This window comes from Bacteroides sp. RCH18, assembly GCF_058231005.1.
Window position 1 is genome coordinate 554205 of sequence record NZ_JBIPTC010000001.1, and the last position, 25574, is coordinate 579778.

The following is a 25574-nucleotide window of genomic DNA, read 5'->3' on the forward strand; positions in this document are numbered from 1 at the left end:
GTTATTTTATCTAAATCGAGCGGTCATTTCACATCAAACGACTGTATGATTATGTACAATCAATAGGATGTTTTATAAAAACACTTTAATAGTTATTTTCAAATATCAAGAAGTTTACTTTCAAACATTGGGAAGTTTAAAAAGTGCATGGCAACGTATGTTCAAACAATGCACTTTCATCTTCACCTTTTGCTCGAAACCACTATAAACAAGCGGATACAGGATGAAGGGAAAGCGTTTCACTTTTATACTACATTAGGTTATCAAATATGCTATTAGGTTATCGGATTTTGCTATTAGCTAATCAAATTATGCTAATAGCAAAAAATAGAAAGAACTAAAAAAAATCCCCCTTCACCTTGTATCTGCCTGTTCATGGGAGGCATGACAAAAAGGTGAAGGGGGAATACCTATTTATAAAATGTATGGAGAATCGATACTTCTCAGTATCAGATCAGCATTTAATATTCAGTTCGTTCAAGACTTTACGTATTGCCTCAAATGTCGTAATTCGAGTCGGAACCAACGGCAATCGAAGTTTATTTTCAATCATCCCCATTGCATTCAGCATGGATTTTACTCCTGCCGGATTTCCATCCACAAACAAAAGATCAAATAGCTCAGTAAATCGATGATGAATAGTGAGTGCATTAGCAAAATCACCTTGAAGCGCCAAACGTGTCATACGGCTGAATTCACGCGGGAAAGCATTGCCGATTACAGAGATCACTCCAACAGCTCCCAAGGTTATTAACGGAAAAGTAATACCGTCATCACCGGAAATAACATTGAAATTATCCGGTTTATTCTTGATAATGTCATCCATTTGAGTAATATTACCGGAAGCTTCTTTAATAGCGATTACATTACTAAAATTACGAGCAATGCGCAAGGTCGTCTCAGCAGTCATATTTACTCCTGTACGCCCCGGCACATTATACAACACGATAGGAAGTTCCGTAGCTTCCGATATGGCTTTATAATGCTGATAAATTCCCTCTTGCGATGGCTTATTATAATATGGCACTACAGACAATATAGCGTCAACTCCTGTAAAATCGTCATTTTTCAATGTTTCTACTATTGCACGTGTATTGTTACCGCCTACACCCAGCAAAATAGGAATTCTTCCGTTAACGCGGTCAATCACCATCTTTTTGATGGTTTTCTTCTCTTCTTCGGTAAGAGTCGGTGTTTCGGCTGTAGTCCCCAGCACACACAAGAAATCCGCATTATTCTGCAATAGATAGTCTACCAAACGCATCAACGCATCATAATCAACGCTTTCATCCTCTTTGAAAGGAGTAATCAGTGCTACCCCCATTCCTTTCAATTTAGTCTGTATCATGAGTTTTAATTATAATCTCTAATTTTATTAGGCGCAAAAGTACGAATATTTTTCATATCTTACGATATAAGTTTCAGAAATTCGTCCTCGCTTAGTATGGTTACTCCAAGTTTTTTTGCTTTTTCCAGTTTGGCTGGCCCCATATTGTCACCGGCAAGGATAAAACTGGTCTTAGCAGAGATACTTCCCACATTCTTACCGCCATTTTTCTCAATAAGATCTTTATATTCGTCCCGTGAATGATGCGTAAATACGCCGCTGATCACAATAGACTGACCGGCTAATTTATCCGTATATCCACTCATATCTTCTTCTGTACGATAGAGCTGTAACCCAGCCTCTTTTAACCTGCCAACTAACTCTCGGTTAGACTCATTTGAGAAATACAGAAGAATGCTTCGCGCTATTTTTTCCCCGATTTCATCGATACTTATCAGCTTTTCAAGGTCAGCCTGTCGCAGCTCGTCAATGTCCCCGAACGACTTGGCTATTTTCTTTGCTACCGTCTCGCCAACAAACCGAATTCCCAAAGCAAAGATGACACGTTCAAAAGGAACTGTCTTACTCTGCTCAATCCCCGTAATAATATTCTCAGCAGATTTTTCTCCCATACGATCCAACCCTTTGATATCATCGGCTTTCAATTCATACAAATCCGCCGTATTATGAATCAATCCCAAACGATAGAACATATCCACCGTTTCAGGACCCAATCCATCAATATTCATGGCTTTCCGACTAATAAAATGCTCTATTTTACCTTTAATCTGAGGGGGACATGCAGTTTCATTAGGACAATAATGGGCAGCTTCGCCTTCATATCTAATTAATTTGCTGCCACATTCGGGGCAATTGGTAATAAATCTGACCTTTTCACCAAGCATAAAACTACGGGCATCTTTATCCACTCCTGTAATTTTAGGAATGATCTCACCACCTTTTTCTACATAAACCATATCTCCGATATGCAGATCAAGCCCTTCGATAATGTCCGCATTATGCAATGAGGCACGTTTGACAATCGTTCCGGATAGCTGAACAGCATCTAAGTTGGCAACAGGAGTGACAGCACCTGTTCTGCCTACCTGATAAGTTACCATATTCAACCGTGTCAATGCACGTTCTGCCTGAAATTTATAGGCAATCGCCCATCTGGGAGATTTCGCCGTAAAACCGAGATTCTTTTGTTGTCTCAGACTATTTACCTTCAAGACGATTCCATCAGTAGCTACAGGCAGATTCTTTCGTTCTACATCCCAATAATTGATAAATTCAAAAACCTCTTCCAATGTCTGACATTTACGCATCAAATCTGAGATTTTAAATCCCCATTTTGCGGCTTCCTGAAGATTTTCATAATGTCCGTCACAAGGCAGATTATCTCCCAAAAGATAATATAAATACGCATCCAGCTTGCGAGAAGCTACAATAGAAGAATTCTGAAGCTTCAATGTTCCTGAGGCCGCATTTCTCGGATTAGCGAAAAGCGGCTCCTCACGTGCTTCTTTTTCGCGGTTCAACTCCTCAAATACTTCCCAGGGCATAAGGATTTCCCCACGAATCTCAAAAGAAGAAGGATAATTGTCACCATGGAGTACAAGTGGAATAGAACGGATTGTCTTTACGTTATCTGTCACATCATCGCCCTTTTCTCCATCTCCGCGTGTAACAGCACGAACCAGTTTTCCATCTTCGTAGGTCAAAGAAATGGAAGTACCATCATATTTCATCTCACAGCAAATCTCAAAATCCTCATTCAACGCTTTTCGTACACGCTCATAAAAATCTGTAACTTCGCCTTCAGAATACGTATTTGCCAAAGACAACATGGGGTATTTATGTGCAACCTGCGTGAAATTCTTGTTAATGTCACTGCCGACACGCATAGTGGGCGAATTTTCATCTTTATATTCCGGATGTGCCAGCTCCAGATCCTGGAGTTCACGCATCTTATCATCAAACTCCTTATCTGAAATTTCGGGAGCATTCAAAACGTAATAATTATAGTTGTGCCGATGAAGTTCAGCACGCAATTCCTCTATTTTTTCCTTTATATCCATATTTCTTCGATTGTTTAAGGCAAAAATACAGGTTTATCTTTGAATATTTGTACTTTTGCGAAAAATTATAAAGATTATGCGTATTGATATTATAACAGTTTTACCCGAGATGATTGAAGGCTTCTTCAATTGCTCCATCATGAAACGAGCTCAGGATAAGGGACTTGCAGAAATACATATCCACAATCTGCGCGATTATACCGAAGAAAAATATCGTCGTGTCGATGATTATCCTTTTGGCGGATTCGCCGGCATGGTCATGAAGATAGAGCCTATCGAACGCTGCATTAACGCTCTGAAGGCTGAACGCGACTATGATGAAGTGATTTTTACGACCCCCGACGGAGAACAGTTCAATCAGCCAATGGCCAACAGCCTTTCTTTGGCCCAAAACCTGATTATCCTTTGCGGACATTTCAAAGGTATTGATTATCGTATCCGTGAACACCTGATCACCAAAGAAATCAGTATCGGAGATTATGTGCTGACAGGAGGCGAACTGGCAGCAGCAGTCATGGCGGACGCAATTGTCCGTATCATCCCCGGAGTGATTTCAGACGAACAATCGGCACTTTCTGATTCTTTTCAGGATAATCTGTTGGCGGCACCTGTATATACTCGTCCTGCTGACTATAAAGGCTGGAAAGTACCCGATATTTTGTTATCCGGCCATGAAGCAAAAATAAAAGAATGGGAGCTACAGCAATCTTTAGAACGAACCCAAAAACTTCGCCCTGACTTACTGGAAGACTAAAAGATATATGTAAATAAAAACGACGGTGAGAAATATGAGAATTTTCACCGTCGTTTTTATTTATATTCTACAAGAAAGACAAATCTGTTATTTTACTCTTCGCACTGGGAATCTTCTTTTCATCTATCATTCCGGCATTGATTTTACTCAGTATACTTAAAAAGTAAAATAGCATTTTTCTTTCATATTATATGCGAAGAGTTATTGTATGTTTTCAATTATACCTCAAGCGCACCAATAATTTCTTTTACTGACTTACATCCGTGTCTTTCCAAGTAATTATTTATACCATCTTCAACTTTGATTGTAACAGCCGGATCTATAAAATTTGCCGTACCAATCTGGATCGCAGAAGCACCGGCAAGCATAAACTCAACAGCATCTTTCCAGTTCATAATACCTCCCAATCCTATGACAGGAATATTTACCACCTTTGCAACTTGCCAAACCATACGCAAGGCAATCGGTTTCACAGCAGCACCGGACATTCCTCCTGTCACTGTTGACAGAATGGGACGTTTACGTTCCGCATCAATAGCCATTCCTAGCAATGTATTGATTAATGATACACTATCCGCACCACTTTCTTCTGCTGCACGAGCAATTTCTGTGATATCAGTAACGTTCGGAGAGAGTTTAACGATAAGTGTCTTTTTGTAAGCTGCACGTACCGCTTTTACTACTTCAGAAGCACCTTTTGCTGACACACCAAAAGCCATACCTCCTTGCTTTACATTGGGGCACGAGATATTTAGTTCTATAGCAGGAATTTTGTCAAGTTCATTAATGATCTCTGCAGTTTTCACATAATCCTCAATAGCAGACCCTGACACGTTTACAATCATATTCGTTTGAATGTCTCTTATACGAGGATATATCTGTTCCACAAAGTAGTCAACTCCCTTATTTTGCAGTCCTACAGCGTTTAACATACCGGAAGGAGTCTCTGCCATACGAGGATATGGGTTACCTTCACGTTTGTGAAGAGTAGTTCCTTTTACAATAATACCGCCTATTCGCGCTATATCAATGAAATCCGAGAACTCTTCACCATATCCAAATGTACCAGATGCAGTCATCACCGGGTTCTTCATCTGCAATTCACCAATGTTTACACTTAAATCTGCCATAGTAGTTTATTTATATTAAAAACAGGACCTTCTTTACATACACACAAATGTCCTTCTGTCGTATTTTCCACACAACAGAGACATGCTCCAATTCCACAAGCCATTGTATTTTCCAAAGAAACTTCACATTCTATCTGATTACTTTTGGCATATTTTGCCACAGCCATCATCATCGGTTTAGGACCACAAGTATAAATCTGCTCAAAATGTACCTGATTTAATATAGAATGCTGGGTGACGTATCCTTTTTCTCCGTGACTTCCGTCTTCTGTAGTAGTATATACCTCTCCATATTTAGCAAATTCTTCCAGCTGCAACAAGTCTTTATTGCTACGAGCTCCTAAAAGGAAGGTAGGTTTATGACCATTTTTCGCCAATTGTTCACCTAAATATAACATAGGGGCTGTTCCGACACCTCCGCCCACAAGCAAAAGCTTATCAGAAGGCTTTTGAGGCATTGTATAGCCATTCCCCAAAGGAAGTACTACGTTGATCACATCGCCCGAATTTACTTCTGCTAAACGTCTTGTTCCGTCTCCAATCAACTGAATAAGGAACCACACTTCGTTTTGTCGCTTGTCTACAAAATTAATAGAAATAGGACGGCGTAAAAATGTAGTAGATGAACCGTCCACCCGAAGTTCGGCAAACTGCCCCGGCAACATCTCGGGCAGCAATGACTGAGAAGTCAATTTCAGCAATACATAGTTTGCATTCAATCTGATATTCTCAGTAACTGTCAGATCTAAAATAAATTTCTTCATGTATGGATATAAAAGTATAAATTCGTATTCCGGTGCAAAGATACAGGAATTTGCTCAAACCACCGATTTTACCTCTCATTTTTCAGGTCGAAAGGTTTCATAAGTATTATCATCAAAGAATATTCTTATTTCAGTGATTTTTCTGGCAGGCTTTTCTATGTACCTAATCTCCTGTTTTACAATCTCTTTAGGTGCATTTTCGGCTGTTCTTAATGCCATTTCCTTGCGATTTTCCGGATTAATCGTCTCTTTGGACGGATTTACAGGATTCTCATCAAACAAAGAAGGCTGATAATCTCCATTGGAAGAAACTGCAGAAGCATCTTCTGCAGATGCTATCATTTCGCCTTTACCATAAAGCAACCATTCAAGATTTACATAATTATAGGTCTGATGTACCTTCATTACAACCTCCAAGCTTGGTTTATTCCGATCATTCAAAATATGCGAGAGAGTAGATTGCTGGACTCCAATTGTCTCAGCAAAAACTCTTGGAGGAACTTTTTCTCTCTCCATTATCATTCTAATTCTGTCTTTTATCTCCATACAGCTTCTTTCTTGTTACAATTGTATGTATTAAACGTTGGTTTCACAAAAATACCAATAACCACTACGGATATACAAAGGTAAATATTACAAATCACAAATGCAAATTACAAATATAAAAATATAAATATTACAGAAGTATATGATTTATCACAATCGGAATAATACGTTTGTATAGTACAAAACAAGATGCAATATACAATGATATTTTAAATTTAACAAAAGAGCATAATATATTGATTTATAATGATATAATCTTCGACAGAAAACAAACAAATAAGAAATTCACAAAAATACACTTCATTCAAACTGCAATTTTAGAGTAATAATTCAATATTATAGTATATTCATATGATATACAATAACATAACACACAAAAAGCAGAATGTTAATCACTCTCCTATTACATTTATACATATTATTTCACTAGCGTAAAACCGACCGTGTACTTTTGTGATACATTCTATCGTTGTACATTTGTAGAACATTCACAGATATAAAATCCACAAGCATACAGACGTAATTACACAAACGTAAATACCAATAGTTGCAAAAACAATAAATCAAAGAATAAAATGCATTATTTACTTATGTATATTAAGAACTCTTCAAATCTTCTTTTACATTTTCTCTGAAGTACCTCGCAAATCGTAAATCCTTGCCATATTTCCGTACATTCCGTCGATCAATTGATTTTTTTCAATTCTAGAAGCTTTAAAATTGCATTAATTTATTGTATTACAATAAATTACCCCTATTTTGTCAATATCAAAATTAAGATCAACTAGAAAAATAGCAGAAAAATATCCCAATTATCCCACAAATTATCAAAATGACATTTTATCAGTTTAGGAGAAGAAAGATGATTCCTCCAATTTATGCAAAACCATTTATGCTAATACGATTTGCTATTCTATATTTATAGTCTGAATAAAATCAGATTTTTTCAATTTAGAAAATGAATATAACATAATCTCAAAAACTAGAAAAGAGGGAAATTACCAAAATAGAATTTAAAGAAGGAAAATAAAAGACCTTCTAGTTCCTTTCCATTTTCATAAAGGCCAAGAAAAAGAGAATAACAGATCCTTTGTAAAATATTCGTCTGAAAAAGGAGATTTGGTTATGAGTTTGACACGACTAATTTGTAGTATATAAAAAGGGCATATACTTAATCTGTTTTACAGTAAAAGTATATGCCCTTTGTTTATTTAGAGTATTCAGTTTTCCTAATGTAAAATTTTAAACACTAATTCACGAAGAATATCTCCATCAGACATTGAACTATTTTTCACTCCTTTTGATTTTGCATCGGCATATCGTATTTCACCAACAATCTGCATTGTCTTTACTCCACTATATTTGCGCATCGCAACTGCGTAATCCCGAGCTTGCCAAGTAGTTCTCAACCCTAGCATATTAGCAATACCCTGCTCCGATTTATCAGGCGCATAATATGCTAACATCAAGTTTGAATAAAAGCTGAACAACAAAGACAATGTCATTTGAATTGGATTCGTTTTGGGATTTTCCTCAAAGTATTTTATTATTTTATTTGCTTTCAGAATGTCTTTTTCAACCAATGCACTCCGCAATTCAAAGTTATTATAATCTTTGCTTATGCCTATGTTCTTCTCGATTTGTTCGGGAGTTACACGTTTCTGTCCCGTAGGCAAAGTGATAATCAGCTTTTCTAATTCGCCTGTCAAACGACTTAAATCCGATCCGACAAAATCAGCCAGCATAGCTGTTGCCTTAGGTTCCATATCTATTCCTTTTCTCTTCATGTAGGAAGCAATAAAGGCCGGAAGCTGGGCATCTTTTATCTTCTTAGACTCGAACAAAACACCGGTCTTTTCTACTTCAGCTGCCAACTTTTTCCTGCGATCCAATGTTCCATGCTTATGGCATATCACCAAAATAGTGGAATGAAGCGGTTTCTGAAGATAGTACGATAATTCTTCGATGTTCCGGACCGCTTGCGCTTCTTTGACTACCACCACTTGATGCTCGGACATCATAGGATAGCGTTTTGCAGCATTTATGATTGTCGCTACATCCACATCAGCACCGTACACTACAGTCAGGTTGAACTCTTTTTCCGTTTCGTTCAAGACATTATCAGTAATGTAATCGGCAATCAAATCGATATAATACGATTCTTCTCCCATCAAATAGTAGATGGGACGATACTGCTTTGCCCTCAGTTCTTTGAGGATGTCATCACAGGTCAGCTCTTGTTTTGCCATATATATTTTTTAGAAAGACCGGCAGTTACCAGTCGAATTTCAAGTGTTTTACAGTTTTCTTTGCATCAATAATCATACGCAGAGAAGCGATACCAATCTCAACATGCTCTTCTACATAGTTCTTGGTAACCAAATTATCGCTTTTATCAGTTTTCACTCCATCCGGAGTCATAGGCTGGTCAGATACCAATAACAATGCTCCTGTCGGAATATGATTGGCAAAGCCACAGCTGAACAAAGTGGCCGTTTCCATATCAACCGCCATCGCACGTGTCTTTTTCAGATACTCCTTGAATGCTTCGTCATGCTCCCAAATACGGCGATTGGTGGTGTAGACGGTACCTGTCCAATAATCACGGCCATAGTCACGAATGGACGAAGAAACAGCACGCTGCAACATAAATGCAGGCAAAGCGGGAACTTCAGGTGGAAAATAATCATTGGATGTTCCTTCACCACGAATAGCGGCAATGGGAAGAATTAAATCGCCAATTTGATTTTTTTTGTCGATACCACCACATTTACCTAAAAATAAGCAGGCTTTCGGATGAATAGCTCCCAATAAATCCATGATAATAGCGGCATTAGGACTCCCCATACCGAAATTGATCATTGTAATGCCTTCGGCTGTAGCGGAAATCATATTGGCATCTCTACCCAAAATAGGAACATCAAACTGATTTGCGAAAATCTCTACGTACTTGTTGAAGTTAGTCAACAGAATATACTCTCCAAAATCTTCCAGGTTACGTTTTGTGTAACGGGGCAGCCAATTAGCTACGATTTCTTCTTTCGTTTTCATAATTATCTATTAAATTTGTGGTTCCAATAATGGAAACCGTTATTTAACTTACAAAAATAATAAATGTTATCGTTAAACCTACCAGTATTCGACACTAAAATAAACGTACGAAACGGAAAAAATGTAATTTTCGACGTGATTCGCAAACGATATGTCGCACTTACCCCGGAAGAATGGGTACGGCAACACTTTGTTCACTTTCTTATTGCACACAAAGGATATCCGAACGCACTCCTTGCCAACGAAGTAATGGTAAAGCTGAACGGCACAACTAAAAGATGTGATACGGTGCTTTACCGGAGAGACCTTTCAGCACGAATGATCGTAGAATACAAAGCTCCGCACATCGAAATCACACAAGCGGTATTCGATCAGATAACCCGCTATAATATGGTGTTGAAAGTTGATTATCTGATAGTAAGTAATGGAATGCAGCATTATTGTTGCCGGATGGATTATGCACATCAGAGCTATACCTTTCTTCAGGATATTCCCGATTATAATGCCCTATAAAGATAGTGTCACTATAAGGTCAGGATACTTACACTATACCACACACATAGTGTAAGTATCCCAAGCACATAGTGACACTATCTTTTTCTTGTCTCCGAAGGCTTTGCAATCGATATTCTATTTTTACATATCCGTATTTTTTTTCACATCATCATTTTTCTTCCTGCTAAACTTCTCTTGCAGTTTCTGCATCAATTCATAGAAATTAGGAATATAGACTGTCGCTAATAAAGTATTCATCGCCATACCGAAAACAACCGCAGTACCCAACGCTATACGGCTCTGCGCACCAGCCCCGGTAGCAAACAGCAAAGGCATTACTCCCAATACAAAAGCAAAAGAGGTCATCAAGATCGGACGTAAGCGGACATGTCCTGCTTCGTATGCAGCCTCACGAATTGAGTTTCCTTCAGCACGGAAATCACGGGCAAACTCTACAATCAGAATACCATTCTTTGCCGAAAGTGCAACAAGCAGGATAATACCAATTTGTGTATATACGCTGACCGGAGTTCCCATTATCATACATCCTAGCATTGCTCCCAACAAGGCCACCGGCAAACCTATCACAGCAGCCACCGGACTGGTCCAGCTTTCATATTGCGCAGCCAAAACAAGGAATGCCACAATCAAGGCCATGACCAGAACAATGGTGGTCGTATTTCCCGCCTGCGTTTCCTGATAGGCAACTGACGTCCATTCATAACCAAATTCATCTCCCAGCTGTTCTTTAAACAAAGTTTCCATTTCTTGAATAGCCTGTCCGGAACTGCTTCCGGGCGCTACATTACAAGTCAGGGCAGCTGTTGAATACATATTGTAACGATTGATCTGATCCTGTCCCAACTGCTCTTCCACTTTGGTGAAAGAAGAAAAGGGTACCATCTCTCCTGCCGAGTTCGCCACACTGAGTTTTAAAACATCATCAATGACCCGTTGTGCCTGATCACGCGCTTCGATCTTTACCTGATAAATATGACCGAATTCAACGAAATCATTAACGTATGCCGCCCCCATATAATAGCTTAATGTAGAAAATACATCATTCAGAGCAATGCCCATAAATTGCACCTTATCACGATCGATATTCAGAAAATATTGCGGGACATTTGCCTGATACTGACTGGATACAGAAGCTAAGGCCGGTTTGGAATGAGAAGAAGCAAGCAATGCGTCAATAGCCTGCTGCATTTCTGTCGGTCCCAGATTTCTCCGGTCTTCCAATTGAAGTTGCAAGCCACCGGAAGCACCCAATCCGGGAATAGCCGGAGGAACCATAGCAAATGCCTGCCCCGCTTGTATCTCCATATACGCTTCGCCATTAAAACGGTCGACAACGGCAGCAGCCGTATGCTCCTTCCCTTTCCTTTCGTCCCAGTTTTTCAAGACAACAAAATAGGTCGCGGAGTTACTTTGCTCACCTCCGCCCATCACGGAGAAACCAGTGATTCCAATGTAATTCTCCACTTCCGGATAAGAATCCAAAATAGCATTGATTTTATCCCCGACAGCTTGTGTACGCTCCAGACTGGCTGCCGGAGGAAGCTGAACAACAGCAATAAAATAACCATCATCTTCATCCGGAATAAATGTCGACGGCCAACGCATAAAGAGTATTACGGCAATCACTGTCAGAATAGCAAAAGATACAAAAGAGACAAGCGGACGTTGAAGCAACCATTTTACCGTACTATCGTAAACTCCCTGCGTCTTATCATACGCTTTATTAAATCCTTTGTATATAAAGAAGTTAGACGGTTTGCTCTTTTCGAGGAATAGAGCACAAAGAGCAGGCGTCAGTGTCAGTGAGTTAAAACCGCTTAATACGGTAGAAGCAGCAATTGTCAGTGCAAACTGCTTATACAACTGCCCCGAAATACCGCTGATCATCATCGTCGGAATAAACACGGCAAGCAAAACAAGCACCACTCCGACAATCGGCCCCGTAATTTCCCCCATAGCTTTTGTGACTGCTTCACGAGTTGAATATTGTCCGGTCTCCAGCAATCTTGAAGCGTTCTCAACCACCACAATAGCATCATCCACTACAATGGCAACTGCCAAAATCAATCCGAACAGAGTCAGCGTATTGATCGAAAAACCAAATGCCGCCATAACTGCCAATGTACCGATCAGCGATACAGGAATTGTGATACAAGGAATAATAACCGCTCTCCAGTTCTGCAAAAACAGGAAAATAACCAGTACTACCAGCAGCGTTGTCTCAAAAAATGTCACCATTACTTCATCAATAGAAGCATGAATTACATCCGTTGTATCCAAAGTTACGTTATAGGCTACTCCTGTAGGGAAACTGGTCGCCAGTTCCTCCATCTTAGCCTTCACCCCCTTTGAAACGTCCAGCGAATTGGAGCCAGGCTGCTGATAGATAGCAATCGCTGCAGTAGGCATCCCCTTCAATCGTGATACTACACTATAAGAAGCAGACCCCAAATCTATTCGCGCAATATCTTTCAGGCGAAGCATTGCCCCATCCTGTTCCCGACGAATGATAATATTCCCGAATTGTTCCGGAGAAGTAAGTCGCCCCTGTACATTAAGTGTATATTGAAAGGCATTTTTATTGTCCTGTCCGATCGGTTGACCGATATAGCCGGCGGACACTTCCATATTCTGAGACTGAATGGACTGATATACTTGTGCCGGAGAAATGTTCCGGATACGCATAGCTTCAGGGTCCAGCCAGATACGCATGGAATAATCACCTGCTCCCATGACATTAACAGCTCCTACGCCAGGCACACGTGATAACTGATCGACCAAATTCAATTTGGCATAGTTAGTCAGATAGAGACTGTTGTAGACGGAGTCTTTCGAAGTCATTGTCAGGAACATGACAATGTTCGAAGACTGTTTCTGCACAGTTACCCCCTGCACCACTACCGGTTCCGGCAAGGATGATTGCGCAACACTTACCCTGTTCTGTACTTGTACGGTAGCCATATCGATATCTGTACCGACAGCAAATGTAATTGTCAGCGAATATGCTCCCGAAGAAGAAGAATTTGAAGACATATAGAGCATACCGTCCACCCCATTCACCTGCTGTTCGATGGGGAGCCCTACCGTTTGGGCTACAGTTTCAGCATTCGCACCGGGATAGACAGCCGATACCTGAACCGTCGGAGGTGTAATCTCCGGAAATTGCGCCACGGGCAATATATTGAGCGCGACCAAACCGGCTACCACAATGAGCAGGGCAAGTACGGTAGCAAAAATTGGTCGGTTAATGAAAAACTTAGAAAACATAATATATAAGTTTACGATTAATATTTATATAAGGACAAACAGTTACCTGCATCATCGTCTGAAGATAACCAACAAGCCGACCGCATCAAGGTATCGGCTTTATCTTCATTCCATCTCTGACCTTCATCAGAGCTTCGGTAACATATCGTTCCTGTGGTGAAAGTCCTCCCAACACTTGCCGTAAGGTATCATTAATCAGTTGTCCTATTTCAATATGCCGATAGTGTACTATGTCCGAATCATTGACGGCATACAGGAATTTACCGAGCTGATCGGTTCCGATGGAAGCCTCTTTCACAAGAATTGCATGATCGGCCTCTCCATAAGGTAAGGTAATGCTGACGTACAATCCACTCTTCAGTACTCCCTGCGGATTATCAAAATTGGCACGTACCATCAGAGTTCCTGTATTCAGGTCTACATTCGGTGACAGATAATCCAGTGTTGCCGGATAGGATTCGGTACCTTCTTTCCCCAGCTGAACCATGATCTTTTTCGGAAGCTCCTTCGTTGGCTGCTGATTGTTCATCGACATCTCCAGCCATTGATTATCAGCAACATTAAAATACGCATACATCTGATCGTCCTTATAAATAGTAGCCAGCGTAACCGGCTGCAAAGAACCGCCGACATAACTGCCGACATCCACTGTCGACTTGCTGATTGTCCCGTCAAAAGGGGCACGAACATAACAATATCCTAAATTTGTACGCGCTGTACTCAAAGCAGCTTCCGCATTGCTGACAGCTGCTACTCCTTCTGTCACAGACGATTCTGACTGCAACACCTGTATCTGACTCACAGCATCACTTTTCACAGCCTCCTTCATACGGCTATAATTATTACGGGCATATTCCAATTGTGCCTGAGCAGTTTTCAGTTCAGCTTCCGCTTGTGCCACCTTATCATTATATAAGGTAGGTTCTATTACAAACAGCAACTGCCCTTTTTTTACCCGTCCACCTGGTGCGTAAGAGATAGACTGTAATGTTCCGTTCACTCTGGCCACAAGATTTACAGTTTTTTCCGTTGTCAGATAGCCCGGATAATCTTTCGTCAGAGTGATGTCCTTCACTATAGGTTTCGCTACGCTAATTGCCAGAGTCGGCATTCCCTTCATTGCTCCGGCGTCTTTTTTCTCCTTGCAACCAGTCAATACCGACAACACAAGAAAAATATACATTAGTTTTTTCATATCCGTTAGGTTATATTTTATTTATAGATTCTTTTATTCTCTCCAACCACCTCCCAGCGCTTTATAAAGACTTATCAGTTGCAGTAACGAGCTACCCTGCGCCTGTACCAGTTGATTCTCATAAGATAACAAAGACCGTTGTGCATCAAGCACATTCTGAAAAGGAGAAAGCCCTTGTTTATAAAGTTCCAGTGAAAGTTTCAGAGTTTCAACACCTTGATTACGCACTTCCCTCAAAGCTACAATCTGCTTGATTGAGTTCCGATAGGAGTTCATGGCGTTATCCGTTTCCTGTACCGCAGTCAGAACTGTCTGATTAAATTGATTGATAGATTCATCCAACTGTGCCTTAGCCAGTCTTGTTGCATTCACTAATTGTCCTCCGCTAAAAATAGTCCAACTCAAAGACGGAGCAATCTCATAGGTCATACTTTTACTTTTCACCAGATCATTCAGATCACGGGCTGCATAGCCAAACGAGCCTTTCAGAAAGATCTTCGGCAGCCAATCGGACTTGGAAGCGCCGAGTAATGCAGCTTGGGCATTCACACTTCTCTCCGCACTTCGCACATCCGGTCTTCTCAGTAATAAATCAACCGGCATACCTACTCCGATCGGTTCCATATAATCAGGTAATGTTCCGGTAGTTTCCAATACAGGATGTATTTCTTGCGGATACATACCCAGCAAAACAGCCAGTGTCGTAATATATTGATTGATACCTGCCTCTAATTGTGGTATGGAGGCTTTAGTACTGTATAAAACGGATTTGGCCTGTGCCACATCCAGCTTGGCAACAAGTCCGGTATTATACCGTACTTCCGTGATTTTCAAGACTTCTTCCTGAGAAGCTACATTCTTATTTACCACTTCAAGTTCCTGCTGCAATTCCCGCAGGTTAATATAAGCTGAGGCTACCTCTGATGCCAGAGAAACCATAACCGCCGCATATTCTTCTTTGCTGGCGGCAAAGTTTTCTTTCTGCGCCTTTACCCGTTTGCGAATACTGCCGAAGACATCGATTTCCCAACTCATACTGAGTGCAGCATCATAATAATGATCTGTAGACTGAGGTAAGGTACTGGTATTTCCACTGGTTTCCTGTCGGGTCCATCCGGCATTCAGTCCGATAGATGGAAAGAAATTTCCACGTTCTGCCCAAAGATTGGCACGTGCAGCAGCTATACGATTAATTGCCATCGCTACGGAATAATTGCGATCTACTGCCAAAGCAATCAAAGAGTCCAGTTTGGTGTCCTGAAAAGACTTCCACCAATGGTCGTCCACCGGAAGAGTCTGTTGAAACACTTCTCCACTCTCTTCCCATTCTTTAGGAAGAGGGGTATTCAAATAGCGGTTCACTGTCTGTCCAACCGCAGTTACAGTTGAAAGAAACAAAAGGAGCGATATGCTCCACGCTCGTACATTCATATTCGGTTCAGGTTTTTATGAAATGAAAAGATAACAATTCAAGGTTAGGTTTGTTTAAAGGGGGTAGTAAAGTTAGAAGAAATAAAAAAGCCCCGCAATAATGCGAGGCTTTCGAATACATATTCAAATATGGTATCTTATTCAGCAGTTTTTCTTCTGATTGCTCTTTTGGTAGTAGTAGCCGGAGCTTCCTCTACTTTATGCTCAATTTGTACACCAGCCAATTCCGGGTCGATCATGATACGTCCGCAATATTCGCAAACGATCACTTTCTTACGAGAACGGATGTCCAACTGTCTCTGAGGCGGAATCTTGTTAAAGCAACCACCGCATGCGTCACGTTGTACATATACAACGCCCAATCCATTGCGGGAGTTCTTACGGATACGTTTGAATGACTGCAACAAACGCGGTTCAATCTTAGTTTCCAGATCTTTGGCTTTGTCTCTTAGCTTCTCTTCTTCCTGTTTAGTTTCAGAGATAATTTCATCCAATTCGCTCTTCTTCTGTTCAAGGTCTTTCTGTCTTTCGCTGAGTATTTGTTCGTTCTTTACTACTTCAGCTTCTTTTTCTTCTCTGTCCGCACTGAATTCTTTGATTCTTTTTTCGCAAAGTTCGATTTCCAGGCTCTGGAATTCAATTTCCTTCGTCAAGAAATCATATTCACGGTTGTTGCGGACATTGTCTTGTTGTGACTTATATTTTTCTACTGAAGCTTTTGCCGTTTCAATTTCGACTCTCTTACCTGCAATAGCAGACTTCAGTTCATCCACTTCAGCTTTGATCTTGTCGATACGGGTACTCAAACCAGCGATTTCATCTTCAAGGTCCTGCACTTCCAATGGAAGTTCACCTCTCAATGTCTTGATTTCATCAATCTTAGACAACATAGTTTGCAGCTGGAACAGTGTTTTCAACTTCTGTTCCACCGTCAACTCATTCGGATCTTTTTTTGCTTCTCTAGCCATTTTACTTACAAATATTTTATGGGATTCGTATTTATTTTACTCAATTGGAGCGCAAAATTAGGAAATAAATCCCGGATTATGGAATAAAAAATTTCTTTTGTATATTGTTCGCTTTCGTAATGACCGATTTCTGCCATCAGGATATCTCCTTCGTGACCAAAATAATCATGATACTTAATCTCACCTGTAATAAAAACATCGGCTCCCGACCGGATTGCCTGCGGAAGCAAAAATGTTCCGGCACCTCCACACAATGCCACTTTCTGTATTTCTCTCCCGGTCAGTTTGTTATGACGCAGACACTCTACTTCAAACGTTTTCTTTATACGTTTCAAGAATTCCATCTCCGTTTCCGGCTCTTCCAGTTCGCCAACGATTCCCGATCCTGCCTGTGCCCATTCATTTTGCAGCGGATACAAGTCGAATGCAGGTTCTTCATAAGGATGAACAGACAATAGTGCCCTGACTACTTCCGACTTTTTGAATACAGGAAGAATTGTTTCAATTCTCACCTCTCCTTCCCGATGGAGTTCTCCAATCGCTCCACAAAAAGGATGTGTTCCTTCTTTGGCACGGAATGTTCCTTCCCCTTCCAAATTGTAGCTACATGAGTCATAGTTACCGATATTACCACAACCGGCAGCAAAAAGTGCGTTCCTTACAATATCCGCCTGAGCAATGGGGACAAAAGTCACCAGCTTCATCAGGCTATTTTCTTTTGGTTCAAGCACTTTCAGATGTTTCAATCCGATTTTTTCGGCTATCTTATAATTTACCCCTCCCTGTGCATTATCAAGATTAGTGTGTGCTGAATAGATCACAATATCATTTTTTATTGCTTTCAGCATACAGCGTTCCACATAATCTTTGCCGGTAATGGATTTATAACCTTTAAATATCAAAGGATGATGCGATATGACGAGGTTGTACCCCAACGCGATAGCTTCATCTAAGATAGCTTCAGTAACATCAAGACACAACAAAGCCCCTGTTGCTTCCGCATCTGTCAATCCGATTTGCAGGCCGGCATTATCAAAACCGTCTTGCAATGGCAGAGGCGCGAATCGTTCAAGGGCGCTTACTATTTCCTTAATTTTCATTATTTAGAGAAAATTTGGTTGCAAATATAGCAAATAAAATAGGAATAAACTCCCATCTTATCGTTTTTTTAGTAAATTTGTCGCATATCCTTAAAATTAGAACACGATGAAAACAATTCTATCCTGCTGTTTGGTAATTATTCTGGCTGTTTCCTGCCAAATGAAACTGAATCAGAATTCCGATGATTCAATCGATGAAAACATGAGTGTTGATAGTACAGAAACTTGTATGGTAGATACCGTAAAAGCCACCGCTATCTTCTGGATAGACAAATCAGAAGTCAAGCATTGCAAAGAATATGGATTCCGTACTGTTAAAGCTAAAGTATTTGTCCATGAAGACGGAAAAGTCGATTTTCAGTCTTTCGTCAAAAAACAGTCAACAGATTTAGAGAAGTATATACGCCATCATCTTGCTAAATTCCAAGTTTCTGAACGGATGTTGGAAAGCGGATATATACAACCGGGAGAACAATTCGTTCAGCTTCGTTGCATGTGGGAAAAACTAAAAGGTAAATAACTTATTTGATTCCCAATCAGAAACGAGGAATCTTTTTTTATTTGTGAAACTTCATCTGCACCTTATTCTTTAGTGCATACCGTTCATCTACCACTTTGTCTGTAGGAAAGAAAGTGAAAATAAGACGCCACTCTCCTTCTGTATAGACAAATTTGCGTCCGTTTGCGCCATGAAGAATAGCCTGATATTTTTCCCAAATGAAGGATTCGATATGTTCCGGCATTTCATTTCCCACTACCGAGAACTCTACAGTAATGAAAAAATGCGGAACAGACAGTTCCGCCACATTTTGAAATATCCGGTCGGTAACAGTCATTTCTTCGTTTCTTTCGTTACTTCCAATAACTTCCCATATGCATCAAATGACCTTCGGGAAGCCAGTGAAATAGTAATCATCAGTGATAGCATGGAAGCCGTGAAGGTGATAACCATAATCATCATCTGATATTTGATTGCCACATTCGGACTGCTTCCTCCCAAAATTTGTCCGATCATCGTACCCGGCAGAGCCACCAATCCCATCACTGCAATATTCGCAATCAAAGGACTGAATGACTTGATAATGGCCTGTTTTATAAATGGTGCCTGAGCTTCCTGGCGTGTAGCTCCATTTCCTAATAAATAACGGTATAATTGTTGTTCCCGCTTCAGCCCGCTATAATAAGTATTCAATGCGATCACATTACTTGAAAGCATATTTCCCATTAAAATTCCGAATATTGGAATAAAATACTGAGCACTGAAAATGTTATCTAACTGGAGGACAACACCGATAAAGTACAATCCAACCACTACTACACTGCACAAAAAACCTATAGAAATCGGTATCAGCAAGATGCCCCGTTTCAGTTGAGTACGTACCAACGCCGTTTGTCCGGCAACAAATATCATGATAATCACCCAAAGGAAATTAATCCAAGGATTATTCCACAAGAAAAGATATTTCAGATATACACCGATAAAAAACAGCTGAATAATCATTCGAAGCGTACCTATCATGGCAGGCTTCAACAAACCCGTCTTGAACTTCCAAAGATAAAAGAACGGAATGGCAAGCAATAGCAAGCCGATAAATAAATTATAATATGAAATATCGATGGTTCCCAAAATAAATTCCCTTTATGCTAGTATTAAATATCGTTTATAGTTCTATTAAATAATGACAGCCCGAAGCAAAGTCTTTATCATGTGATACAGCTAACACAGCCGCCCCTTTCTCTGCCTGCCTCCGGAAGAAAGCCAGCACTTTGTCTGTTGACCCGGCATCCAACGCTGATGTCGGTTCATCAATAATGATCAAAGGTTTGTTGAGCATCGCAGCCACTGCCAGCATGATACGCTGACGTTGTCCGCCTGAGACTTCATTCACCCTTTTAGTATACAAATCATGTTCCAGCCCCAACTCATCAAAATATTCATAGAGCCTTTCTTCCGAAAAAGGGACGGAACGATTTACTTTCAGATCAAACGGAAGAGCTACCATTTCCTTTACCCATTCAAAAGGCAAGGCCAGTTCTTGTGGAATCCATGCAATTTGCCGCCGGATTATGTCTATAGTTGATTTATCCAACAAGGTATCTCCTACTTTTATGGTCCCCTCCTTCAACGGTACAAAACCCATCACCGCATTCAGCAATGAAGTCTTTCCACAGCCGGACTGTCCTACAATACAGGCAGTTTCTCCCCTCTCCAGATTCAGATTTAATCCGGAGAAAAGTACTTCTGTCCCAAAAGCGATACAAGCATTGTTGATATGTAACATGGCGTTTTCAATTCTTTCTTTCCGGCAAAGGTAGTATTTTCTTGAAAAACGTTATCTTTGCCTCACTAATTAATTCGAGAAAAGTTATGATACTGAATGAAAGAGATGCCCGTCATGAGCATATATTACAGGTAGCACGCCAAATGATGACTGCCGCACGCACTGCTCCGAAAGGAAAAGGGATTGATATCATTGAAGTGGCCCTGATTACCGATGAAGATATTAAACTGTTGTCGGACAAAATGATAGCTATGGTGGAAGAACACGGAATGAAGTTTTTCCTTCGGGATGCCGACAACATCTTAAGCGCCGAATGTGTTGTATTGATAGGAACACGCGAACAGGCACAAGGCTTGAATTGCGGACATTGCGGATTTGCGACATGTGCCGGACGCACGGAAGACGTCCCCTGTGCATTGAACAGTATTGACGTAGGCATCGCCATCGGCTCCGCTTGTGCCACAGCAGCCGATATGCGTGTAGATACCCGTGTCATGTTCTCTGCCGGATTGGCAGCACAACACCTCAATTGGCTGAAAGACTGCAAGATGGTTATGGCTATTCCGGTGAGCGCCTCTTCAAAGAATCCATTCTTTGACCGGAAGCCGAAACAGGAAGCCAAAGCATAAGGTATGTGTCAAAAGACTGGTACCTGCTCATTTTATAAACTGATTTTATAACTAAATATAATATAGTCTGATGGGAATCATGGTTGGACTTCCCAGCCCCAGTGGCTCGGAAAAAGATTTGCAATTAAACTTTGGAAAGAATATGACTGTACAGGTAGAAATGAGAGTTCCTCACCTGCCTGCCGAATGGCATCTGCAAAGCGGCATACAGTTGACATGGCCGCATGCCGGTACAGATTGGGCATATATGCTGAAAGAAGTACAAGAATGTTTTGTCAACATAGCCAAAGAAATTGCCAAACGTGAGTTATTATTAATCGTGACTCCCGAGCCCGAAGAAGTAAAGAAACAGATAGTGGCTACCGTAAACATGGACAATGTCCGCTTTCTGAAATGTGAGACAAACGACACATGGGCACGCGACCACGGAGCTATCACCATGATAGATACCGGCAACCCTTCCCTGCTCGACTTCACATTCAACGGCTGGGGATTGAAGTTCGCCTCCGAACTGGATAATCTGATTACCGGACAGGCTGTAAAAGCCGGAGCGCTGAAAGGCCAGTATATAGACTGTCTTGACTTCGTTCTCGAAGGAGGTTCCATCGAAAGCGACGGTATGGGAACACTGCTTACCACCACCGAATGCCTGCTCTCTCCCCACCGGAACGGTAAACTGAATCAAGTAGAGATAGAAGAATATCTCAAATCAACTTTCCACCTGCAGAAAGTCCTCTGGCTGGATCACGGTTATCTGGCCGGCGATGATACCGACAGTCATATCGACACCTTGGCACGCTTCTGTTCCACCGACACCATTGCCTACGTGAAATGCGACAATACCGAAGACGAACATTATGAAGCACTGCATGCCATGGAGGAACAATTAAAAACATTCCGCACATTGGCAGGAGAGCCCTATCGCCTGCTGGCTTTGCCAATGGCAGACAAGATAGAAGAAGACGGTGAACGACTGCCTGCTACCTATGCCAACTTTCTGATTATGAATGATGCAATTCTTTACCCCACCTATCAACAGCCGGATAATGACCGGAAGGCGGGAGAAGTATTACAACAAGCATTCCCTAAACATCAGGTCATCGGGATTGATTGTCGGGCATTGATCAAGCAACACGGTTCTCTGCATTGCGTCACCATGCAGTATCCGTCAGGTGTTATCCAATAACGGACATTTCAGTAGTATATTAAATAATTATTCATCATGAGAAAGATAAAAGTAGGATTAATCCAACAATCCAATACCGCAGATATTCGGGTCAACCTGATGAACCTCGCTAAAAGCATTGAAGCCTGTGCTGCTCACGGAGCACAACTGATCGTGCTGCAGGAGTTGCACAATTCACTTTATTTCTGCCAGACAGAAAATACGAATCTGTTTGACCTTGCCGAGCCTATCCCCGGACCATCTACAGGTTTCTACTCCGAACTGGCAGCAGCTAATAAGGTAGTGCTTGTTGCTTCACTCTTTGAAAAACGCGCACCGGGCCTATATCATAACACAGCTGTCGTTTTCGACCGCGACGGAAGTATTGCCGGAAAATATCGGAAAATGCACATTCCCGATGATCCTGCCTATTACGAAAAGTTTTATTTCACCCCCGGAGATATAGGTTTCGAACCGATTCAGACATCCTTAGGCAAACTGGGAGTACTGGTATGCTGGGATCAATGGTATCCGGAAGCTGCCCGCCTGATGGCTCTGAAAGGGGCTGAACTTCTAATTTATCCTACCGCCATCGGCTGGGAAAGTAGCGATACGGACGACGAAAAAGCCCGCCAACTCAATGCGTGGATAATCTCCCAACGTGCTCATGCAGTGGCAAACGGTCTTCCGGTTATCTCTGTCAACCGTGTAGGGCACGAGCCCGACCCTTCCGGTCAAACGAATGGCATACAGTTTTGGGGAAACAGCTTCGTAGCCGGACCGCAAGGAGAGTTTCTGGCACAGGCAAGCAACGATCATCCTGAAAACATGGTAGTTGAAATAGACATGGAACGTTCGGAGAACGTTCGCCGCTGGTGGCCCTTCCTCCGTGACCGTCGAATTGATGAATATGACGGACTCACCAAACGTTTTTTGGATTAACGAGCAGAATCACAATTGATCACCGATAGAAATAATACAAGAGGTCCACAAGAGTAAAAGCCTGAATAGCAACTCTTGTGGACCTCCGTATTATATCCTTTTTTATTGGAAAGTAATCTTCTTATTAGCAATAAAGTTGGCAGCTCCGTAAATAAACAATCCAAGGAACTGGGCCAGATATTCATTGACATCCAGACCTTCTACCAACAAAATAAGGAATAAAAACTGCGCAGTATAAGCAACCCCGAAAGCAGAACAGAAGAACAGTATCTGTTTCCAGACATTGTTCTTTCTTTTTTCTACGGGGAATATCCAATACTTGCACCAGATAAAGTTATGAATCTGGGCTATAATATACGCAGTTACATTAGCCACCATATAGTCACCTTCGAATGACATTTCTCTCATCATCAGCCACACAACAAGGGCCATGATCAAAGCATTCATCGTTCCGATTACTATAAAGCGAAATATGCGCACTGATTCTTTCATTTCACAACAAGTTCGTCGTTATTCATTCGTATCATGTACTGCTGGATGATTGCTTTCAGCTCATCTTCCATCAACTGTTGCACATCAATCTGTCCTAGAAGATTATGTTCCAGCAACTTATCCGTTTTAAACGCATACATGGCTACGGCGTTCCGGCCATCAAACTGCAATAAATAGTCACCTTTAAAGAATTGATATATTCCATTGATATAATTTACGGCATACGTATCCTCAGCAGGCGTATTCAATAAGTCACACCCGAAGGAAACAAATGGTTTGTCATACCCTAAATACCCCAATACAGTAGGCATAATATCAATTTGTTGTGCTATCACATCTTTACGGAAACCTTTCAAATTACTTCCCGGCTGATAAAACACTACAGGAACAGAGAACAACCCGCTTTCCGTCTCATACTCCGGACGTTCCGGCGAGTTGGTATGATCTGCTGTAAATACGAACAGCGTATTTTTATACCACGGTTCTTTCGAAACCTTTTCAAAGAACAACTTCAAAGCATGATCCGTGTATCCGATGCACTGACGAATAGCTTTATTCCCTTTCGGGAAAACGCCTTCGTATTCTGCCGGAACTGCAAACGGATGGTGGGAAGAAAGGCTGAACAACGCAGCTGCAAAAGGCTGCTGAAAACCGGATAAAGTATTGCCAAAGAACTGGAAGAATTTCTCATCCCAAATTCCCCAATGCCCATCAAAATCCTTGTTACCCGGATTAGCCTCATTATATTCCGTACGACCAAAGTAATTGGTGTACCCTGCCGTACGTGCAAAAGCTTCAAATCCCATAGAGCCATTGTCCGCCCCGTGGAAGAAAGCGGTGTAATATCCTTTTTTGCCCAACTCCCCGCCTATACTGGATACCGTGTTCAAAGAAGATGGTGTCAGAAAGAACGGTTCTATAAACATCGGGATACCTGACAATACGGAAGGCATTCCGTCGATACTCTTCATACCATTAGAGAATGAATATTTAAAAGTCAGACCTTCAGCCATCAACGAATCAAGGAAAGGCATATATCCCTTATAGGTTCCATTGTCCAATTCTTCATTCAGAAAGCCGCTATTCTCTTTGCTAAAGCTCTCCAGAATAAAAACAACCACATTCAACGGCCTGAATTGCACACTATCCGCAGGCATATGCACCGGCGTGTACAAAGCTTCCATCTTCTCTTTATCGAAATACTGAGGTATGGCAAATGAGGTCTTTCCAAACGTGCGGAAGATAGAAAAAGGGGTATTCAGTACGATCCCCGTCTCCATCGGCCGGTCTACATACTTATTGGCGTTGCTGATTGTGATTGGACGCACCATGCCGGTAAATCCGCCACGCATTCCGCCGATACACAAGTACACTCCAAGCCCCAAAGTAAGCAAATGAACCGTATAATAAACTGGCATACGCTCTACCTTTACCGGCTTCGGCTTACGATACAATTTAAATAAAGCATAACCAAAAGCAATGGCAAACAACGTCAGATACCAGTGATTCAATAATTCTGTCCCTATAATACCTCCCAGATTCCCTTCATTCTTAAATTCGCTGAATACGGACGCAGTCGTTCTTCGATGGGTATATTGGAAATAAACCGTATCCATCAAGTTCATAATAATGACAATCAGGTTGGTTGTCACAAAAATCCCCTTTGTAATCTTCTGATATATTACATTTTCCTTATAATGAAGCGGAATCAGCATCAGGAAAATATACAGAAGATTCGTATAAAGAATGGCAGAAGTATCAAAAAGGAATCCTCCCTCGAACATTCTCCAGATTCGTCCGGCTGAAAGATCGGAAAAAGCCTTCAGATTTTCTATCAGAAAGATGACACGACAGAGAATAAAGCACCCCATCACTAATAATAAATTAATTATGAGTGACAGGGTGGTATTATAAAGAGAACGATATTTGTTCAT

At 41.1% G+C, this 25574-nt stretch carries 23 protein-coding genes; 6 read left to right on the forward strand and 17 right to left on the reverse strand.

The window, feature by feature from the left end; translation table 11 throughout:
- Positions 1 to 454 precede the first annotated feature (454 nt).
- The gene (gene dapA / locus ACHLI0_RS02025; protein ID WP_008761561.1) at positions 455 to 1348 is read right to left on the reverse strand and encodes a 4-hydroxy-tetrahydrodipicolinate synthase; all 894 of its coding nucleotides are present in this window, start codon (positions 1346 to 1348) and stop codon (positions 455 to 457) included.
- A 59-nt stretch (positions 1349 to 1407) separates the two neighbouring features.
- On the reverse strand, positions 1408 to 3408 hold the full coding sequence (gene ligA / locus ACHLI0_RS02030) for an NAD-dependent DNA ligase LigA (RefSeq protein WP_202572529.1): 2001 nt from the start codon (positions 3406 to 3408) through the stop codon (positions 1408 to 1410).
- A gap of 76 nt (positions 3409 to 3484) precedes the next feature.
- Between ligA and trmD the strand changes: the two genes are divergently transcribed.
- The gene (gene trmD, locus ACHLI0_RS02035; RefSeq protein ID WP_490748342.1) at positions 3485 to 4162 is read left to right on the forward strand and encodes a tRNA (guanosine(37)-N1)-methyltransferase TrmD; all 678 of its coding nucleotides are present in this window, start codon (positions 3485 to 3487) and stop codon (positions 4160 to 4162) included.
- Between the two features lie 218 nt (positions 4163 to 4380).
- Here trmD and ACHLI0_RS02040 read toward each other — a convergent pair whose 3' ends face one another.
- From ACHLI0_RS02040 to ACHLI0_RS02060, 5 genes are all read right to left on the reverse strand, one after another.
- Complete coding sequence (locus ACHLI0_RS02040; protein WP_022472029.1) at positions 4381 to 5292, reverse strand: dihydroorotate dehydrogenase; 912 nt, start codon at positions 5290 to 5292, stop codon at positions 4381 to 4383.
- Positions 5280 to 6056 (reverse strand): dihydroorotate dehydrogenase electron transfer subunit, encoded by a 777-nt coding sequence (locus ACHLI0_RS02045; RefSeq protein ID WP_008765719.1) that lies wholly within the window; start codon positions 6054 to 6056, stop codon positions 5280 to 5282. The genes ACHLI0_RS02040 and ACHLI0_RS02045 overlap by 13 nt, the downstream gene beginning before the upstream one ends.
- A gap of 75 nt (positions 6057 to 6131) precedes the next feature.
- Positions 6132 to 6602 (reverse strand): helix-turn-helix domain-containing protein, encoded by a 471-nt coding sequence (locus ACHLI0_RS02050; RefSeq protein WP_032813412.1) that lies wholly within the window; start codon positions 6600 to 6602, stop codon positions 6132 to 6134.
- A 1229-nt stretch (positions 6603 to 7831) separates the two neighbouring features.
- Positions 7832 to 8851, reverse strand: a complete 1020-nt coding sequence (gene holA, locus ACHLI0_RS02055; protein WP_055217891.1) for a DNA polymerase III subunit delta — start codon at positions 8849 to 8851, stop codon at positions 7832 to 7834.
- A gap of 25 nt (positions 8852 to 8876) precedes the next feature.
- Positions 8877 to 9653 (reverse strand): AMP nucleosidase, encoded by a 777-nt coding sequence (locus ACHLI0_RS02060; RefSeq protein WP_008761555.1) that lies wholly within the window; start codon positions 9651 to 9653, stop codon positions 8877 to 8879.
- A 63-nt stretch (positions 9654 to 9716) separates the two neighbouring features.
- Here ACHLI0_RS02060 and ACHLI0_RS02065 point away from each other — a divergent pair, with 63 nt between their 5' ends.
- Positions 9717 to 10166 carry a type I restriction enzyme HsdR N-terminal domain-containing protein gene (locus ACHLI0_RS02065; RefSeq protein ID WP_008761554.1) on the forward strand — a complete coding sequence of 150 codons (450 nt, stop codon included), beginning with the start codon at positions 9717 to 9719 and terminating at the stop codon, positions 10164 to 10166.
- A gap of 123 nt (positions 10167 to 10289) precedes the next feature.
- Here ACHLI0_RS02065 and ACHLI0_RS02070 read toward each other — a convergent pair whose 3' ends face one another.
- From ACHLI0_RS02070 to ACHLI0_RS02090, 5 genes are all read right to left on the reverse strand, one after another.
- Positions 10290 to 13436, reverse strand: a complete 3147-nt coding sequence (locus tag ACHLI0_RS02070) for an efflux RND transporter permease subunit (protein ID WP_258972821.1) — start codon at positions 13434 to 13436, stop codon at positions 10290 to 10292.
- Between the two features lie 85 nt (positions 13437 to 13521).
- Entirely contained in the window at positions 13522 to 14631 is a 1110-nt protein-coding gene (locus ACHLI0_RS02075) for an efflux RND transporter periplasmic adaptor subunit (protein ID WP_055217895.1), read from the reverse strand.
- 33 nt (positions 14632 to 14664) lie between these two features.
- Positions 14665 to 16062, reverse strand: a complete 1398-nt coding sequence (locus ACHLI0_RS02080; protein ID WP_490748343.1) for an efflux transporter outer membrane subunit — start codon at positions 16060 to 16062, stop codon at positions 14665 to 14667.
- A gap of 137 nt (positions 16063 to 16199) precedes the next feature.
- Positions 16200 to 17030: a zinc ribbon domain-containing protein gene (locus ACHLI0_RS02085; RefSeq protein WP_055217899.1), complete on the reverse strand. Its 831-nt coding sequence runs from the start codon at positions 17028 to 17030 to the stop codon at positions 16200 to 16202.
- 5 nt (positions 17031 to 17035) lie between these two features.
- The gene (locus tag ACHLI0_RS02090; protein WP_490748344.1) at positions 17036 to 18130 is read right to left on the reverse strand and encodes a Nif3-like dinuclear metal center hexameric protein; all 1095 of its coding nucleotides are present in this window, start codon (positions 18128 to 18130) and stop codon (positions 17036 to 17038) included.
- A 106-nt stretch (positions 18131 to 18236) separates the two neighbouring features.
- Between ACHLI0_RS02090 and ACHLI0_RS02095 the strand changes: the two genes are divergently transcribed.
- Complete coding sequence (locus ACHLI0_RS02095; RefSeq protein WP_490748345.1) at positions 18237 to 18650, forward strand: DUF4891 domain-containing protein; 414 nt, start codon at positions 18237 to 18239, stop codon at positions 18648 to 18650.
- Between the two features lie 37 nt (positions 18651 to 18687).
- On the opposite strand, the gene ACHLI0_RS02100 is transcribed toward ACHLI0_RS02095, so the two are convergent.
- From ACHLI0_RS02100 to ACHLI0_RS02110, 3 genes are read right to left on the reverse strand one after another with little or no spacing between them, the layout of a single operon-like run.
- Positions 18688 to 18966 (reverse strand): hypothetical protein, encoded by a 279-nt coding sequence (locus ACHLI0_RS02100; RefSeq protein ID WP_490748347.1) that lies wholly within the window; start codon positions 18964 to 18966, stop codon positions 18688 to 18690.
- The gene (locus ACHLI0_RS02105; RefSeq protein ID WP_055217909.1) at positions 18963 to 19757 is read right to left on the reverse strand and encodes an ABC transporter permease; all 795 of its coding nucleotides are present in this window, start codon (positions 19755 to 19757) and stop codon (positions 18963 to 18965) included. Before ACHLI0_RS02105 ends, ACHLI0_RS02100 begins: the two co-directional genes overlap by 4 nt.
- 34 nt (positions 19758 to 19791) lie before the next feature.
- Positions 19792 to 20412 carry an ABC transporter ATP-binding protein gene (locus ACHLI0_RS02110; RefSeq protein ID WP_490748348.1) on the reverse strand — a complete coding sequence of 207 codons (621 nt, stop codon included), beginning with the start codon at positions 20410 to 20412 and terminating at the stop codon, positions 19792 to 19794.
- A gap of 86 nt (positions 20413 to 20498) precedes the next feature.
- Between ACHLI0_RS02110 and ACHLI0_RS02115 the strand changes: the two genes are divergently transcribed.
- From ACHLI0_RS02115 to ACHLI0_RS02125, 3 genes are all read left to right on the forward strand, one after another.
- On the forward strand, positions 20499 to 21041 hold the full coding sequence (locus tag ACHLI0_RS02115) for a ferredoxin domain-containing protein (protein WP_117981273.1): 543 nt from the start codon (positions 20499 to 20501) through the stop codon (positions 21039 to 21041).
- A gap of 70 nt (positions 21042 to 21111) precedes the next feature.
- Positions 21112 to 22227 (forward strand): agmatine deiminase family protein, encoded by a 1116-nt coding sequence (locus ACHLI0_RS02120; protein ID WP_490748349.1) that lies wholly within the window; start codon positions 21112 to 21114, stop codon positions 22225 to 22227.
- Between the two features lie 36 nt (positions 22228 to 22263).
- Positions 22264 to 23148, forward strand: a complete 885-nt coding sequence (locus ACHLI0_RS02125; RefSeq protein ID WP_022472024.1) for a carbon-nitrogen hydrolase — start codon at positions 22264 to 22266, stop codon at positions 23146 to 23148.
- 102 nt (positions 23149 to 23250) lie between these two features.
- On the opposite strand, the gene ACHLI0_RS02130 is transcribed toward ACHLI0_RS02125, so the two are convergent.
- Together ACHLI0_RS02130 and ACHLI0_RS02135 are read right to left on the reverse strand one after the other, a co-directional pair.
- A complete protein-coding gene (locus ACHLI0_RS02130; protein ID WP_008761542.1) occupies positions 23251 to 23640 on the reverse strand; it encodes a GtrA family protein in 390 nt (129 codons plus the stop codon).
- A complete protein-coding gene (locus tag ACHLI0_RS02135; RefSeq protein ID WP_490748350.1) occupies positions 23637 to 25574 on the reverse strand; it encodes an LTA synthase family protein in 1938 nt (645 codons plus the stop codon). Before ACHLI0_RS02135 ends, ACHLI0_RS02130 begins: the two co-directional genes overlap by 4 nt.

What these genes read in the sequence shown, in the direction of transcription:
- dapA (WP_008761561.1), bottom strand. Translation starts at nt 1,348, where the DNA reads ATGATACAGACTAAATTGAAAGGAATGGGGGTAGCACTGATTACTCCT.
- ligA (WP_202572529.1), bottom strand. Translation starts at nt 3,408, where the DNA reads ATGGATATAAAGGAAAAAATAGAGGAATTGCGTGCTGAACTTCATCGG.
- trmD (WP_490748342.1), top strand. Translation starts at nt 3,485, where the DNA reads ATGCGTATTGATATTATAACAGTTTTACCCGAGATGATTGAAGGCTTC.
- ACHLI0_RS02040 (WP_022472029.1), bottom strand. Translation starts at nt 5,292, where the DNA reads ATGGCAGATTTAAGTGTAAACATTGGTGAATTGCAGATGAAGAACCCG.
- ACHLI0_RS02045 (WP_008765719.1), bottom strand. Translation starts at nt 6,056, where the DNA reads ATGAAGAAATTTATTTTAGATCTGACAGTTACTGAGAATATCAGATTG.
- ACHLI0_RS02050 (WP_032813412.1), bottom strand. Translation starts at nt 6,602, where the DNA reads ATGGAGATAAAAGACAGAATTAGAATGATAATGGAGAGAGAAAAAGTT.
- holA (WP_055217891.1), bottom strand. Translation starts at nt 8,851, where the DNA reads ATGGCAAAACAAGAGCTGACCTGTGATGACATCCTCAAAGAACTGAGG.
- ACHLI0_RS02060 (WP_008761555.1), bottom strand. Translation starts at nt 9,653, where the DNA reads ATGAAAACGAAAGAAGAAATCGTAGCTAATTGGCTGCCCCGTTACACA.
- ACHLI0_RS02065 (WP_008761554.1), top strand. Translation starts at nt 9,717, where the DNA reads ATGTTATCGTTAAACCTACCAGTATTCGACACTAAAATAAACGTACGA.
- ACHLI0_RS02070 (WP_258972821.1), bottom strand. Translation starts at nt 13,436, where the DNA reads ATGTTTTCTAAGTTTTTCATTAACCGACCAATTTTTGCTACCGTACTT.
- ACHLI0_RS02075 (WP_055217895.1), bottom strand. Translation starts at nt 14,631, where the DNA reads ATGAAAAAACTAATGTATATTTTTCTTGTGTTGTCGGTATTGACTGGT.
- ACHLI0_RS02080 (WP_490748343.1), bottom strand. Translation starts at nt 16,062, where the DNA reads ATGAATGTACGAGCGTGGAGCATATCGCTCCTTTTGTTTCTTTCAACT.
- ACHLI0_RS02085 (WP_055217899.1), bottom strand. Translation starts at nt 17,030, where the DNA reads ATGGCTAGAGAAGCAAAAAAAGATCCGAATGAGTTGACGGTGGAACAG.
- ACHLI0_RS02090 (WP_490748344.1), bottom strand. Translation starts at nt 18,130, where the DNA reads ATGAAAATTAAGGAAATAGTAAGCGCCCTTGAACGATTCGCGCCTCTG.
- ACHLI0_RS02095 (WP_490748345.1), top strand. Translation starts at nt 18,237, where the DNA reads ATGAAAACAATTCTATCCTGCTGTTTGGTAATTATTCTGGCTGTTTCC.
- ACHLI0_RS02100 (WP_490748347.1), bottom strand. Translation starts at nt 18,966, where the DNA reads ATGACTGTTACCGACCGGATATTTCAAAATGTGGCGGAACTGTCTGTT.
- ACHLI0_RS02110 (WP_490748348.1), bottom strand. Translation starts at nt 20,412, where the DNA reads ATGTTACATATCAACAATGCTTGTATCGCTTTTGGGACAGAAGTACTT.
- ACHLI0_RS02115 (WP_117981273.1), top strand. Translation starts at nt 20,499, where the DNA reads ATGATACTGAATGAAAGAGATGCCCGTCATGAGCATATATTACAGGTA.
- ACHLI0_RS02120 (WP_490748349.1), top strand. Translation starts at nt 21,112, where the DNA reads ATGGGAATCATGGTTGGACTTCCCAGCCCCAGTGGCTCGGAAAAAGAT.
- ACHLI0_RS02125 (WP_022472024.1), top strand. Translation starts at nt 22,264, where the DNA reads ATGAGAAAGATAAAAGTAGGATTAATCCAACAATCCAATACCGCAGAT.
- ACHLI0_RS02130 (WP_008761542.1), bottom strand. Translation starts at nt 23,640, where the DNA reads ATGAAAGAATCAGTGCGCATATTTCGCTTTATAGTAATCGGAACGATG.
- ACHLI0_RS02135 (WP_490748350.1), bottom strand. Translation starts at nt 25,574, where the DNA reads ATGAACAAATATCGTTCTCTTTATAATACCACCCTGTCACTCATAATT.